This is a genomic window from Anoxybacillus sp. FSL W8-0382 (genome assembly GCF_038003845.1).
Lineage (GTDB): Bacteria > Bacillota > Bacilli > Bacillales > Anoxybacillaceae > Anoxybacillus > Anoxybacillus flavithermus_G.
On record NZ_JBBOPX010000001.1, the window covers coordinates 2,160,545 to 2,175,527 of the forward strand.

A 14,983-nucleotide genomic window follows, 5' to 3' on the forward strand; every position below is an offset into this window, starting at 1 on the left:
TAAACATCATGAGAAATAACGGATGGGCATCCAAATGTTACAGTAACGAAACGAGCAGCGCTTTTTGTGCATGAAGGCGGTTGCCTGCCTGTTGGAAAATATACGACTGCTTCCCATCGATGACACCTTCCGTCACTTCTTCTCCTCGGTGTGCTGGCAAACAATGCAAGAAAATAAAATCTTGTTTCGCTCGTTGGACGAGTGCTTCATTCACTTGAAATGGGGAAAAAATGTGCATGCGCTCATTTGCTTCCGCTTCTTGCCCCATGCTTGCCCAAACGTCTGTGTACACCACATCCGCATCAGCAATTGCTTCGTACGGATCGTTTGTGACAACGATCGTCGCTCCGCTTTCGTTTGCGATCTGCTTCGCTTCTTTAACAATCGCTTCTTTCGGCTCATATCCTTTCGGTGAAGCGACCACACAATGCATGCCGACTTTTGCAGCAGCCAGCATTAAGGCGTGTGCCATATTGTTTCCATCGCCAATGTAGGCTAGCTTTAGTCCTTGTAGTTTTCCTTTTACTTCATAAATCGTCAATAAATCAGCAAGCGCTTGACACGGGTGATCGTCGTCAGTTAACCCGTTAATAACTGGAATCGTCGCATAATGAGCAAGTTCCGCGACTTTTTCATGCTCAAATGTGCGAATCATAATGGCGTCGACATATTCGGACAATACGCGCGCCGTATCGGCAATCGTTTCTCCGCGCCCAATTTGCAAATCGCGACTGCTTAAATGAAGCGCATGTCCGCCTAATTGCACCATACCTACTTCGAACGAGACGCGCGTTCTCGTTGACGGCTTTTCAAAAATCATTGCCAACGTTTTGCCGCTTAACGGCGTATACCGCTCCCCATTTTGTTGTTTTTCTTTTAATTCAACAGCTAAATGAAGCAAATATTCAATTTCTTCTTTTGAATAATCCGCTAACGTTAAAAAATCTTTTCCTTTTAATTGAATGGTTGCTGTCATGTTCATTTTCTCACCACTTCACTTATTGTTTTTAACCAATCTTGAATCGAACAAACGGAAAAATGTTGCACGGACAACGCTTGTAAAAACAATTTCGCTGTTTCTTCTTCCGTTAACACGAGCACATGGCGAGCGAGCGCTTGTTTTCTTCGCCCCGCACTTTGTTCATCACGCATAAAGCTAACAAACGCAAGCGCCTCTTTTTTCGCGACCCATTGTTCAAACGGCTCATCTGTTACAATCGTTACTCCTTGTTGTTGCGCTTGTTCAATAAAGGACTTCGCATCCGCTGGCGCATCGACGTATATTTCATGCGCCTCTTTTTTCTTCACGAGATATGGATAAAACGCTTTATATGCCGCTTCTTCGATCGTTTTGGCGATGCTAATGCCTTCGCCTGTCGATTTCATTTCCGGCCCAACGAGCGGATCGACACCAGGCAATTTATATGTCGAAAACACCGGATATTTTAAGACAACATACGGGAGTAAAACCGTTTGTTTGACTTCTTCCGACAAATATTTCCCAAGCAATACGTTTGTCGCATGTTGAACCATCGGTACCCCTGTCACTTTACTAACAACTGGAACGGTACGACTTGCCCGCGGATTCACTTCTAATACGTACACTTCGCCGTCTCGTACGATAAACTGAACGTTCATTAATCCTTTAAAATAAAGCTTTTTTGTGATTCGTTTCGTATAGTCGATCATTTTTTCTTTTTCTTCTTTCGTAAACGATTGAGCAGGCAACAATGCATAACTATCGCCCGAATGCACCCCTGTTTTTTCGACATGTTCAATGATCGTCGGAACAAACGCGTCATATCCGTCACAAATCGCATCAAGCTCGCCTTCTTTTGCGCGCACATATTCGTCAATTAATACAGGATAAACGATGCCTTGCTCTACAAGGGCAGAAAGCTATTGTTTATCGTGAACAATATGCATCCCTCTCCCGCCAATGACATACGATGGGCGAAGCAAAAGTGGATATCCAATTTCTTCTACTTTTCTCCACAATTCCGTTTCATCGTTTGCCATCGCCCCTTTCACGTGTGGGATGTCAAGCGATTGAAGCAACGTATAAAAACGCTCCCGATCTTCCAACTGATCGATCGTATCGCTATTCATTCCAATGATGGAAACGCCATACGCTTCAAGTTTGCTTGCTAAATTAATGGCCGTTTGCCCACCAAATTGCACGATGACCGCTTTGACGTTTTCCGCTTCCACCACATTTAATACGTCTTCGACGGTGAGCGGTTCAAAATATAAACGATCCGCTACCGTAAAATCGGTACTTACCGTTTCGGGATTGTTGTTGATTAAAATCGCTTCATAACCCGCTTGTTGTAAAGCGTACACACAATGAACAGAACTGTAATCAAACTCGATCCCTTGCCCAATACGAATCGGTCCTGAACCGAGAATAAGCATTTTCGGTTTGTCGCTCGTTTGCACTTCGCTTTCGCCAAAATATGTCGAATAGTAATATGACGTTTCTGCTGAAAATTCTGCCGCACACGTATCGACCATTTTATAAGCTGGAACAATGCCGTATGCTTTTCTTTTTTCACGTACATCTTTTTCAGCAACGTTCCATATATGAGCTAAATACGCATCGGAAAATCCTTTTTCTTTTAACGTGCGAAACGTTTGTTCATCAATGAGATCGAGCGTCGTTTCTTTCGCCTGTTGTTCAAGCGCAATGAGCTGAGCAAAACGCGTTAAAAAATACAAATCGATTTTCGTCCATTCATATATTTGCTCCGTTGACATGCCGCGCCGAAGCAGCTCTAAGATCGCAAAAAAGCGCCGATCGTCTCCCGTTTTTACGATGTCAATTAACATCGTCGTCGGCTGTTTTGCCATTGTTGGTGAATATAAGCCAATATGGTCTAACTCAAGCGAATGAAGGGCCTTTTGCAACGCTCGCTCGAAATTGCGGTCGATCGCCATCACTTCTCCTGTCGCTTTCATTTGCGTCCCGAGACGACGATCGGCAAACGAAAATTTATCAAACGGAAAGCGCGGAAATTTGACGACGACGTAATCGAGTGCAGGCTCAAAGCTCGCATACGTATGTCCCGTCACCGGATTAATAAGCTCGGCTAGCGTATAGCCGACCGCCAATTTCGCCGCCATTCTAGCGATCGGATAACCGGTCGCTTTCGATGCGAGTGCAGACGATCGACTCACACGCGGATTGACTTCAATTAAATAATACTTTTTACTTTTCGGATCGAGCGCAAATTGAATGTTGCATCCACCGACAACGCCAAGCGCCGAAATAATTTTAATGGCAGCGGAACGCAACATATGATATTCGACATCCGTCAACGTTTGCGACGGGGCAACAACGATCGAATCGCCCGTATGAATACCGACAGGATCAATATTTTCCATATTACAAATCGTAATGCACGTATTCGTATGGTCTCGCATCACTTCATATTCAATTTCTTTAAAACCCGCGACGCTTCGTTCCACTAAACATTGCGTAATCGGGCTTTCCTGCAATCCTTTTGTGACAATGTCAACAAGCTCATCCATCGTTTCGGCAATGCCACCGCCTGTTCCACCGAGCGTATATGCCGGACGGACGATGATCGGAAACCCGATTTGTTTTGCGAATTGCACCGCTTCTTCAACTGTCGTTACAATTTCGCTTTCTGGCACGGGTTCATTTAATTCGTACATTAACGCACGGAACGCTTCACGATCTTCCCCACGCTTAATTGATTCAATCGGTGTACCGAGCAAGCGAACGTTATATTTTTGCAAAATGCCGCGTTCATGCAGCGCAAAAGCTAAATTGAGCCCCGTCTGGCCGCCAAGCGTAGCTAGCAACCCATCGGGTCGCTCTTTTGCGATAATTTTTTCCATGCTTTCAACGGTCAGCGGCTCAAAATATACAGCATCGGCATGCACTTCATCCGTCATGATCGTCGCAGGATTGTTGTTAGCTAAAATGACGCGATACCCTTCTTCTTTCAATGCTAAACAACCTTGCGTTCCTGAATAGTCAAACTCCGCTGCCTGCCCGATGACGATCGGCCCTGAACCGATGACAAGAATCAAGCGAAGCGTTGTATCTTTAGGCATACACTTTCTCCTTTCTTGCTGCTTTCATCATGTCGACAAATTCTGCAAAAATAAATTGCGTATCGTTTGGTCCAGGGTGCGCTTCAGGATGATATTGCACGCATAAAATCGGCTTCGTTTCATGGACAACGCCTTCGACCGAACCGTCGTTCACGTTAATAAACCGAACAGAGAGCGGCGTATGAGCTAAACTTTCTGCCTTGACAACATAGCCGTGATTTTGCGATGTCATCCATACTCTTTTCGTTTTCACATCATATACCGGCTGATTCGCCCCACGATGCCCAAACGGCAATTTTTCCGTATCCCCCCCGTAAGCGAGCGACACGAGCTGATGTCCTAAACAAATCGCAAGCGTCGGATACCGTTCAATGACAGCTAAAATATTGGGCAGCTCGCGCGTCAACTGTTTCGGATCCCCCGGTCCGTTCGATAACAACACCCCGTCAGCATCGAGTTGCTCAACCGTTTGTAACGGCGTATTGTACGGAACGACGGTGACACGACAACCATGTTCAATTAACGACTGAACAATTGATTTTTTGTAGCCAAAATCAAATAAAACAACATGCATATGACCGTCTCCGTACGTTTGTACATCCGATGTACTAACGAGTGGAACAGGCGCTCGTTCCTCCATTTGCACGACCGCTTGACGACTTGTTGAAATGACGGCAGGCATCGCCCCATGTTCACGAATTTGTTTCACAACCGCTCGCGTATCCACATGCGTAAGAAGGGGGACGTTCCATTTTTGCAAATATTGCTTGAGGCTATAGGCCGCTTCGTAATGATGTCCCGTCTCTTCTGCTTCATAAACGATGACAGCTTTTACATGCGGCTGTTTGCTTTCAAAATCGACTTCATTAATCCCGTAATTTCCAATGAGCGGATACGTAAAAACAATCATTTGATTTTTATACGACGGGTCTGTTAACACTTCTTGATATCCTGTCATTCCTGTAAAAAAGACAACTTCTCCTGCAATATCTCCCGTCCACGCCGTTTCTAAATTGCCGACAAACGTTTTGCCGTTTTGTAAATGTAAATACGCTTCCATTTCAACACCCCAACCGAATGTTTATTAAACAAAAAGAATTTTTATTCATTTATGCGTATAAAAAATTGCGTTCATATAACGTTAACGCATCTTGTAATATATTTACCGCTTCATCAAGCTCTTCTTTCGTGACAATGAGCGGTGGTAACAGACGAATCACGTTCGGCCCTGCGGCTAAAACAAGCAATCCTTTATCGTGAATATGTGGTAAGATGTTTGCGACTGGTTCGCGACATACGATGCCAATCATTAACCCTAAACCGCGTACTTCTTGAACGATATGAACGTCTTTTAATTGCTCGGCTAATTTTTCCTTGAAATATATTCCTTTTTCCTGTACTTCTTGTAAAAACGAAGGCTGAGTGACGATTTCAAGCGTTGCTTTCGCTGCTGCCATCGCCAAAGCATTTCCGCCAAACGTGGAGCCGTGCACACCTGCGCTAAACGTTGCGACGACATGTTTTTTTCCGAGCATCGCCCCAACAGGAAATCCGCTTCCTAACCCTTTCGCAATCGTAATAACATCAGGTGAAATGTCAAACTGTTCGTAAGCGAATAACGTTCCTGTTCGCCCGATCCCTGTTTGCACTTCATCGACAATCAACAATGCTCCATACGTTTGACAAAGCTGTTGTGCTGCCTGTAAAAATGATTTTTCTCCGACGACAACACCGCCTTCACCTTGCACGACTTCCACCATGACAGCCGCTACCGTTTCGTCCATTTCTCTCTGAAGGGCATCGATATCGTTAAACGGTACATACACAAACGTCGGCAACAACGGGCCAAAGCCGTCATGAATTTTCGCTTGCCCTGTTGCTGACATCGTCGCAAATGTACGCCCGTGAAACGATTGTTCACACGTAATGATTTTCGAACGTCCCGTATGTTTGCGTGCAAGCTTGATCGCCGCTTCGTTTGCTTCCGCTCCGCTATTGCAAAAAAACACCGCATCGCCAACAGAATGTTGAACGAGAAGAGAAGCGACTTCTTCTTGAATCGGGAGATGAAATAAATTGGACACGTGCCATACTTCATTTAGTTGCGCCTCGAGGGCTTGTTGCACTGCAGGATGGCGATGACCGAGATTGCATACCGCAATGCCTGCAACAAAATCGAGATATGATGTTCCGTCTGTTGCGATAAGTTTCGTCCCCTCAGCTTTTGCCACCGTAATCGGGAATCGTTGATACGTTGGAAAAATCATACGTACACCTCTTTCTTCATCATCGTTCCATGCCACGTTCCTTCTTTATAAAATGAAGCCTTTCCGCTCACAATCGCCACTTCTTCAACCGAATGGAGCGCGTGAAGAGCAGCTTTTACTTTCGGAATCATTCCACCTGAAATTGTTCCATCAGCCATCATTGCATCAACCGTTTGAGCAGTTGCTTCTTTAACAACTTCTCCATTTTTTAAAATACCAGCGACGTCTGTGACAAAAACGAGTTTGTCAGCCGAAAGCGCCTGCGCAATGGCAGAGGCGGCTGTATCGGCGTTAATGTTGTACGTTTGTCCACGTTCATCCACACCGATTGGCGCAATGACAGGGACGTATCCGTGACGCAACAACATATGCAACATTTTCGTATGAACGTGTACGACTTCTCCTACATAGCCGAGCGTTTGTACGTCGAGCGGTTTCGCTTGTAACAAGCGATCGTCGACACCGGACAAACCAACCGCACGAATGCCGTTTGTTTGCAAAAGTGAAACGAGCGTCTTGTTCACTTTTCCGTTTAACACCATTTCAACAACGTCTAGCACGTCTTTTGTCGTTTTTCGCAAGCCGTTGACAAATTCGGACGGTATGTTGAGCGCCTGTAACAAATGCCCAATGTCTGGTCCACCACCATGAACGATGACAACATCAAGTCCACTTTCTCTTAGTTGTTTAACGCTCGTAAAAAACGATGGAGATAACTCATGAAGCACACTGCCGCCGCATTTAATGACAATCACAACGATCCCACCTTATGTGCGATAGCTCGCATTAATTTTAATGTAGTCGTACGTTAAATCGCATCCCCATGCGATCCCTTCTCCTTCGCCGAGATGTAAATCGACTGTAATGACGACAACATCTTCCATTAGAGCGGCTTTCGCTTCTTCCTCTGAAAACGGCACCGGTTGGCTTTGCTTTAACATTTGAATGAAGCCAATCCATACGTCAACACAATCTGGTTTGATGTATGCTCCGCTATGTCCAATCGCACCGATAATACGCCCCCAATTTGCATCTGCCCCATATACTGCTGTTTTCACCAAATTCGATCCGACGATATGTTTCGCCGCCCATTTCGCTTCTTCGTCTGTTCGCGCTCCCTTGACACGCGCTTCAATCAATTTCGTTGCCCCTTCACCGTCGCGCGCAATTTGCTTCGCTAAATGTTCACACGTTTGGCGAAGCGCTTCATAAAAGTTTTCCCAATCCGGATGTTGCGGGGAAAGCGTCTCATTGCCTGCCAATCCGCTTGCCATGACGATGACCATATCGTTTGTTGACGTTTCTCCGTCGACCGTAATTTGATTAAACGACACATTTGTAATGGAGCGCAGCGCATCTTGTAATACGTCTGATGGGATGTTCGCATCCGTCGTAATAAAAGCAAGCATCGTTGCCATATTTGGATGAATCATCCCCGAACCTTTTGCCGCCCCTGCAATAGTCACGACTTGACCGTCTACAACCGTTTCGTAACACGTTTTTTTCATAACAAGGTCAGTCGTTAAAATGGCCGTTTGAAAATCAACTGCACTATCCCATTCCGCCTTCGGTTTCAATTTTGGAATGCTCGCACGAATTTTTTCCATCGGCAAATACTCACCAATGACTCCTGTCGATGCGACCGCTACGAGATGCTCATGAAGTCCAAATGTTTCCGCACACAACTTCCGCATTTCGTACGCATCTTGTAATCCTTGTTCTCCTGTACATGCATTCGCATACGCGCTATTGACAATGACTGCTTGAAGTTTTTGTTCTACCGCAATGCTTTGTTTCGTCACTTGCAAAGGGGCTGCTTGAAACACATTTTGCGTATACACTGCCGCACATGTTGCCGGCACGTCGCAAACAATCACCCCTAAATCTTTTTTCGTATAACGCAGTCCCGCATGCACACCAGCAGCTTGAAATCCTTTCGGTGTAACAATCGTTCCATCGGCTATATATTTTACTTTTTTTTCTTTCACTTTCACTTTTCTCCCCCCATCTACGGATACATCGGCATCGCCGTCAGTCCCGTTTGTTCGTCGAATCCAAACATCACATTTGCATTTTGAACGGCTTGCCCTGCCGCCCCTTTCATTAAATTATCGATCACGCTCACAACAGTAATGCGATTCGTGCGCTCATCATAAGCAATCCCAATATCACAATAATTTGAGCCATATACGTCTTTCGTACATGGGAACGATCCAGCTTCCCGCACGCGCACGAACGGGCAATGTTTGTACGTTTCTTCATATAACTCTATTATTCTATCAACCGATACGATACATGCCGCTTCCGCATATATCGTCGCCATAATGCCGCGCGTCATCGGAATTAAATGCGTGCTGAACGTAATCGGCCCAATTTGGTCATTCCAATCGCCTAACATTTGTTCAATTTCAGGAATGTGTTGATGCGTATTCACTTTGTATATTTTTACGTTTTCATTCGTTTCTGCAAAATGAACGCCAAGCGACACCCCGCGCCCTGCACCAGACACACCTGATTTCGCATCGACAATAATCGAATCAGAAACAACCCATTTTTGAATGACAAGTGGCGCTAATCCGAGCAACGTCGCTGTCGGGTAACAACCGGGATTGGCAACGACATTCGCCTTCGCAATATGCTCACGATTCCATTCCGTTAAACCGTATACAGCCTGCTTAAGCATTTCTTCACTCGGTGGCGTTTTTTTATACCATTTCGCATATACGTTCCCATCACGCAAACGAAAGTCTCCGGATAAATCGATGACTTTATGCCCTGCTGCCAGCAATTTCGGCGTCCATTCGCTCGATACGCCAGGCGGTGTCGCTAAAAACACAAGCTCGCCTTCGATATCATCGCTTCGAATATCACGCAAGACGAAACGCTCCTCGATATGCGGATACACGTCATGTAGCGAAACACCTGCTTGTGAAGATGAATGAACAGAAGCGACATGCATATGCGGATGATGTTGCAATAAGCGAATGAGTTCAATTCCCCCGTATCCTGTCGCTCCAATAACGGAGACTTTCATCAACCTGTTCCCCACTTTCTGTATATTTTATAAATTTAGTTATCATTATAATACTGCATAAAAATAAAATCAAATGTATATTTAAATATTTTTCGTTTTTCCCATTCATTTATTGACGCCGCATCTGTTTTTCTTTTTAATGGAATTAGATAACAACAAAAGGTGGTTAGCATATGACAATTCAACCGATCTCCTTATCCGAGCTTCTTTCCCTCCCTCACCATACGATCGACATTCAAAAAGGAGAATATATTTTTCAAGAAGGGGAAGCGGCAAGTGAGCTGTATGTTGTATGTACAGGAAAAGTACAATTGAGTAAAACGACTGAGGAAGGGCGCGAACTGTTGCTTCGCATTTGTGAGCAAGGGGACGCGTTTGGGGAGATCGTTCCGTTTCAATCGATGTGCGTTTGTACCGTTAGCGCAAAAATGATGGAGGCGGGGACGTTAGCTGTCATCAACAAGCAACAACTCGAAGAAAAATTGACGACAGACCATGCGTTTGCGTTGCAGTTTATGCAATGGATTCATTTACAATTACAACGGATGCAAGCAAAAGTGCGCGATTTAATTTTGCACGGAAAAAAAGGTGCGCTTTATTCCACACTCATTCGTTTAGCGAATAGCTACGGCGTTGAAACAGAAGACGGTATTTTTATCGATCTTCCGATGACGACGCAAGAACTCGCCAATTTTTGTGGCAGTGCACGCGAAGTCGTCAGCCGCCTGTTGAAAGAATTAAAAGAGCGTGGCGTCATTTCTTTCGAGAAAGGGAAAATGACGATTTACGATATACAATTTTTAAAAGATGATATTCGTTGCGAAGGTTGTCCAATCGACATATGCAACATGAAATAAACGGGTGTCCGAAAAATGAAGACACCCGTTTTGCATCATATTAATAAACGATCATCACAACAAGCGCAAAATAAACAGCATTGACAATTTCATAAATCCCTACTTTTTTAATCGACAACGCTTTTCCATAAAAATAAATCGCCCGTACGGCGCTTGGCACATACGCGAAGGCAAGCCAACCGTTTCCTGTTGCAACACATGCGACAACGACAAATAGATGAAACAACCATGACGCCCACTTATAGCGTGGATTGTTTTTTTCGCGAATCATCGTTTTCACGTAAAATGTACTTCCGATGAAAAACAAAACAGAAGCAATAAATAAAAACAACGCTTTTTCATCTATATGTCCCGTACCGATGTAGTAACTCCCAAGTCCACCAATGGAAAAGTTGATAATGGCAGCGACATCGTTTACAAACGCACGCTCTTTTTTCTTTTTCGCAAAATACATATTTACAATAAAGAACGGAATCATCGCTAAACCGAAATAAATGAGCGACGGTTTGTAAGCAAGTGGAAACGCGACAAAAATAAGCGCGATCAACATATATGTTGCAAACCATTTTTGATGACGAACAGTTGCTTGTTTTTTTATCATTAACGTCCATACATATGTGGCTAAATATAGGAAAAACCATGCGACAAATAACGGAAAATGAAGCCACGTCGCTTGACCGATGTCGATACCGAATAAAAATGGAATGATTAACATCGCCCATGCGCCATGTTGTTTCGGAATAACCATACTATCCCTCCTCACGTCTCATTGTACCATCCCCCCTTTCTCTTTTTTGTGATCGATGTCACATGTTTTTATAAATGTGTGACAAACCATTGAACCGTTTGTAACCATGCTTCGCGCGTCACTTTATGTCCCGCATGTTCATCAATTAGCATCGTAAGCGGCTGATGAAACGGCTCAATTTGTTTATAAAAGGCGTATGTATAATCAAACGGAACGACATCATCTTGTTTTCCGTGCCAAATAAAAAGCGGACGGCCATTTAATTTTTCAGGTTGCAATGATAAATCGTATGTCATTAACGTGTTGCGCAACGATTCAAGTTGCTGCCTAGAGAGCGGCAACGTCATCCCTTTTCTTTCTGCAAATTGCAATTGTAAATCAAAAAACGTTTTATAGCACGGACTTCCCATCAATGAGCCGGCGACGCGAATCCATTCATATTGCGTCAACGCACCGAACGTCACAATTCCCCCCATCGATGTCCCAACGACGCCGATGCGATTCGGATCAACAACGTTTCGTTCGACGAGCTCATTTTTTATATCATCTAGCTCGCGAATGGTCGTTAATACAATATCCCAAAACGACAAATGAAGTTCATCGTCAGAAAGCGGATTTGGACGTTCCCCATGATACAGCGCATCCGGCAAAATGACGCGATATCCTGCTTCTGCAAGCCAATAGCCAAAATGAAGATTATGTTCCTTCGCGCTCGTAAAACCATGAATAAAAATGACAAGTGGACGCATATGATGGATACCATCTTCTTTTACGACATGTAAGCAAGGAATGTTTGCGATCGACTCGCGAATAATGGATACCATGTTCTCATCTCCCATATGATGTTTTAACATTATATTACCATATAGACAAATATTTTGGAAAAACGATACACTGAATGAGGAATAATTTTGACGAAAAGGGGAACGGTTATGGAACAACATTTAATTGCAATTGATTTAGATGGGACGTTGTTAAAAGATGATAAAACGATTTCTTCACGTTCTTATGATGTTATTCAAAAAGCAAAAGCGGCGGGACATGTCGTCGTCATCGCAACAGGTCGCCCGTATCGCGCAAGTAAAATGTATTATGAACAACTCGACTTAACGACGCCGATCGTCAATTTCAACGGTGCATTCGTCCATCATCCGAAAGATGACAGCTGGGGAATGTACCATACGCCACTTCAGTTAGAAACAGTAAAAGAAATTGTTGAAGTAAGCCGAAAATATAACGTACGCAACATTTTAGCCGAAGTGATGGACGATGTTTATTTTCACGAACATGACGAGCAGTTGCTTGATTTGTTTAATTTAGGAAATCCAAATGTGTATATCGGAAACTTACGTGACATTTTACGAAAAGATCCAACGAGCATTTTAATTTTATCTGACGAACAAAACGTCGGGCGCATTCGCACATATTTATCTGAAGTGCATGCCAACGTCATCGACCACCGCAGTTGGACAGCCCCGTGGCACGTCATCGAAATCGTCCGAAGCGGCATTCATAAAGCAGTCGGTCTTGAAAAAATTGCTTCCTATTACGGTATTCCACGCGAGCGCGTCATCGCTTTTGGCGATGAAGATAACGATATCGAGATGTTAAAATGGGCTGGATTAGGTGTCGCGATGGGCAATGCGATTGAACCGCTAAAAGCGGTCGCAGACGATGTGACAAAAACGAACGAAGAAGACGGGATCGCTGTTTATTTGCAATCATTATTAAAGTTATAAAAAATTCCCTTACGTATTGTGACGTAAACATGAACAAACTATCATCGACGCCATATGCGTCACAAGCGGCAAACAAGGGGGCGTATCGTGTGGGCAAACGAAATAAATCAAAACGTTTCGTTCAACAAGGTGCTGATGCGGTTTATAAACATGATGAGCGCATTCCGTATCATATGACGTATGAAGAAGCGGAACAACGCAAAGCAGAAAAAGCGGATCATACGAATCTCGGGGGATTTTAATATGGGTAATCCGTTATTTCAACAAGCAAAAGAAGCGGTCGCTAAAGCAAAAGAGGAAAAAACAGAACGCGCCATCGCTGTAGCGAAAAATGCGCTCTCATCCGCTTTTGCGAATGCGAACGATGCGGAACGAAGACAGTTGCACGATTTGCAAGATGAGCTCGATACATTGTAAAAAGCTGCGCGTCACGCGCAGCTTTAATCTTTTCGGAAAAACCCGACGACTTCTGTCGTTTGCATAATATTTGTAAACGCCTTTGGATCGACTTCTTTAATAATTCGTTTTAAATCAAACAACTCATAACGTGTAATAACGATCATAAGCATATCTTTATCTTCGTTTAAAAATGCTCCTTTCGCCGGAATGACGGTAATGCCACGAATCATTCGCGACTTGATCGCTTGCTTCATCTCTTCCCCTTTTGTCGTAATAATGAGCGCAGTTAATTTTTGATGGCGCGTATGAATCGCATCGATGACGCGCGTCGTCACATATAACGTCACGAGCGTATATAACGCTTTTTCCCATCCGTACACATATCCAGCGGTTAAAATAATAATCGAGTTTAACGCAAAAATGTACGTGCCGACCGAACGATCATTGACGCGAGACAATACGAGCGCAATAATATCTAATCCGCCTGTTGACGCCCCCCATTTTAACGTCCAGCCCGTTCCGACTGCTGCAATCACTCCGCCGAAAACGGCGTTCAATAAAATGTCTTCAGAAAGCGGACGAACAGGAATGATTTCAAGAAATAGCGACATAAACACAACGCTTAAAAAGCTATAAAACGTAAACGATTTTCCTACTTTTTTCCATCCTAAAATGGCCACAGGAATGTTAAATAAAAAAAGCAATAAACCTGTCGAAATAGCATAAGGCGTATAGTCGCCTACGACTTTGGAAATGAGCTGCGCCGCTCCAGCAAACCCACTCGTATATACGTTCGCTGGAATTAAAAATAAATTCATGCCGATGGCGTTTAATAATCCGCCAATGACGACGACAAACAGTTTTTTTACGTCCACAGAACATCCTCCTACAAAGCGATAAAAATTGTTTTTTTTCATAATAATCGCTACACTTAAAATAAGTACATACATAGGGGTGATTGAAATGAATATTAAAATTATAGCGGATAGCGGGTGCGATTTGCCACTTTCTTTTATACAAGAAAAACAAATTGCTTTTTTACCGTTAGCTGTTCATATAAACGACAAAGACTACGATGATCAACTGACGATCCAGCCAAAGCAAGTATACGATGCCATGCGCGCAGGCGACGTACCGAAAACATCGCAAGCAAAACCAGCGCAAATGGAAGAGCTATTTACGACGCTCGCCAAAGAAAACATTCCTGCCATTTATATCGCCTTTTCCTCTGCTTTATCCGGTACATATCAAACAGCGGTCATGATAAAAAACGATGTGCTTGAACGATACCCTGATGCAAAGCTAACGGTTATCGACTCGAAATGCGCATCGCTCGGTCTTGGGCTTGTCGTAAAAAAAGCCGTTGAGCTTGCAGAAAGCGGTATCGCATATGAAGATGTCGTGACGACCATTGAAACGTATTGTCGCCATATGGAACATATTTTTACCGTTGATGACCTACAATATTTAGCGCGCGGCGGTCGCGTCAGCAAAACAGCAGCATTTGTCGGCGGGGTATTAAACATTAAACCACTTCTTCACGTCGAGGACGGGAAATTAATCCCGATTGAAAAAGTGCGTGGACGGAAAAAAGTGTTGAAACGAATGGTCGAGATCATGCGAGAGCGCGGAGCAGACGTGCAAAACCAGCTCATCGGCATTAGCCATGGCGATGACGAACAAACGGCGCTCGAACTAAAAGCGATGATTGAAGAAACGTTCGGCTGCAAACAATTTTTCATTTCTGAAGTCGGCGGCGTCATCGGAGCACATGCCGGACCGGGAACGATCGCCCTCTTTTTCTTGAATAAACAGCTTGGGCATTGATTACACTACCCTTTAAAGGGGTGACGAAG

Annotated in this window: 14 protein-coding genes and 1 pseudogene; 5 read left to right on the top strand and 10 right to left on the bottom strand. The window is 44.0% G+C overall.

Going from position 1 to position 14,983, the window contains the following annotated elements; translation table 11 throughout:
• Nucleotides 1–37 precede the first annotated feature (37 nt).
• The 7 genes and pseudogenes from argF to argC all read right to left on the bottom strand — a co-directional run bounded on the left by argF (nt 38) and on the right by argC (nt 9,384).
• Nucleotides 38–982, bottom strand: coding sequence for an ornithine carbamoyltransferase (argF, locus tag NSS60_RS11415; protein ID WP_004891859.1), 945 nt, complete (start codon nt 980–982; stop codon nt 38–40).
• Nucleotides 979–4,083, bottom strand: a pseudogene (locus tag NSS60_RS11420) (carbamoyl phosphate synthase large subunit). Before NSS60_RS11420 ends, argF begins: the two are co-directional and overlap by 4 nt.
• Nucleotides 4,076–5,143, bottom strand: coding sequence for a carbamoyl phosphate synthase small subunit (locus NSS60_RS11425; RefSeq protein ID WP_064214241.1), 1,068 nt, complete (start codon nt 5,141–5,143; stop codon nt 4,076–4,078). Before NSS60_RS11425 ends, NSS60_RS11420 begins: the two are co-directional and overlap by 8 nt.
• A 49-nt stretch (nt 5,144–5,192) precedes the next feature.
• Complete coding sequence (locus NSS60_RS11430) at nt 5,193–6,350, bottom strand: acetylornithine transaminase (RefSeq protein WP_004891867.1); 1,158 nt, start codon at nt 6,348–6,350, stop codon at nt 5,193–5,195.
• Nucleotides 6,347–7,105 carry an acetylglutamate kinase gene (gene argB, locus NSS60_RS11435; protein WP_340720870.1) on the bottom strand — a complete coding sequence of 253 codons (759 nt, stop codon included), beginning with the start codon at nt 7,103–7,105 and terminating at the stop codon, nt 6,347–6,349. Before argB ends, NSS60_RS11430 begins: the two co-directional genes overlap by 4 nt.
• Before the next feature lie 12 nt (nt 7,106–7,117).
• Nucleotides 7,118–8,344, bottom strand: a complete 1,227-nt coding sequence (gene argJ, locus NSS60_RS11440) for a bifunctional ornithine acetyltransferase/N-acetylglutamate synthase (RefSeq protein WP_004891871.1) — start codon at nt 8,342–8,344, stop codon at nt 7,118–7,120.
• 14 nt (nt 8,345–8,358) lie between these two features.
• Nucleotides 8,359–9,384: an N-acetyl-gamma-glutamyl-phosphate reductase gene (gene argC / locus NSS60_RS11445; RefSeq protein ID WP_004891874.1), complete on the bottom strand. Its 1,026-nt coding sequence runs from the start codon at nt 9,382–9,384 to the stop codon at nt 8,359–8,361.
• Between the two features lie 173 nt (nt 9,385–9,557).
• Between argC and NSS60_RS11450 the strand changes: the two genes are divergently transcribed.
• The gene (locus NSS60_RS11450; protein ID WP_004891876.1) at nt 9,558–10,241 is read left to right on the top strand and encodes a Crp/Fnr family transcriptional regulator; all 684 of its coding nucleotides are present in this window, start codon (nt 9,558–9,560) and stop codon (nt 10,239–10,241) included.
• A 40-nt stretch (nt 10,242–10,281) separates the two neighbouring features.
• Here NSS60_RS11450 and NSS60_RS11455 read toward each other — a convergent pair whose 3' ends face one another.
• The gene (locus NSS60_RS11455; RefSeq protein ID WP_064214239.1) at nt 10,282–10,989 is read right to left on the bottom strand and encodes a YwiC-like family protein; all 708 of its coding nucleotides are present in this window, start codon (nt 10,987–10,989) and stop codon (nt 10,282–10,284) included.
• A 68-nt stretch (nt 10,990–11,057) separates the two neighbouring features.
• The gene (locus NSS60_RS11460; RefSeq protein WP_064214238.1) at nt 11,058–11,813 is read right to left on the bottom strand and encodes an alpha/beta fold hydrolase; all 756 of its coding nucleotides are present in this window, start codon (nt 11,811–11,813) and stop codon (nt 11,058–11,060) included.
• 108 nt (nt 11,814–11,921) lie between these two features.
• On the opposite strand from NSS60_RS11460, the gene NSS60_RS11465 reads away from it, so the two are divergent.
• The 3 genes from NSS60_RS11465 to NSS60_RS11475 all read left to right on the top strand — a co-directional run bounded on the left by NSS60_RS11465 (nt 11,922) and on the right by NSS60_RS11475 (nt 13,145).
• Nucleotides 11,922–12,728: a Cof-type HAD-IIB family hydrolase gene (locus NSS60_RS11465; RefSeq protein WP_004891884.1), complete on the top strand. Its 807-nt coding sequence runs from the start codon at nt 11,922–11,924 to the stop codon at nt 12,726–12,728.
• Nucleotides 12,729–12,817: 89 nt separating this feature from the next.
• Complete coding sequence (locus NSS60_RS11470; RefSeq protein ID WP_164875849.1) at nt 12,818–12,970, top strand: hypothetical protein; 153 nt, start codon at nt 12,818–12,820, stop codon at nt 12,968–12,970.
• Nucleotide 12,971: 1 nt separating this feature from the next.
• A complete protein-coding gene (locus tag NSS60_RS11475; protein ID WP_004891891.1) occupies nt 12,972–13,145 on the top strand; it encodes a DUF3813 domain-containing protein in 174 nt (57 codons plus the stop codon).
• 23 nt (nt 13,146–13,168) lie between these two features.
• Here NSS60_RS11475 and NSS60_RS11480 read toward each other — a convergent pair whose 3' ends face one another.
• Nucleotides 13,169–14,002 carry a YitT family protein gene (locus tag NSS60_RS11480; RefSeq protein WP_004891893.1) on the bottom strand — a complete coding sequence of 278 codons (834 nt, stop codon included), beginning with the start codon at nt 14,000–14,002 and terminating at the stop codon, nt 13,169–13,171.
• Nucleotides 14,003–14,090: 88 nt separating this feature from the next.
• Between NSS60_RS11480 and NSS60_RS11485 the strand changes: the two genes are divergently transcribed.
• Nucleotides 14,091–14,954 carry a DegV family protein gene (locus NSS60_RS11485; protein ID WP_004891897.1) on the top strand — a complete coding sequence of 288 codons (864 nt, stop codon included), beginning with the start codon at nt 14,091–14,093 and terminating at the stop codon, nt 14,952–14,954.
• Nucleotides 14,955–14,983: the final 29 nt, after the last annotated feature.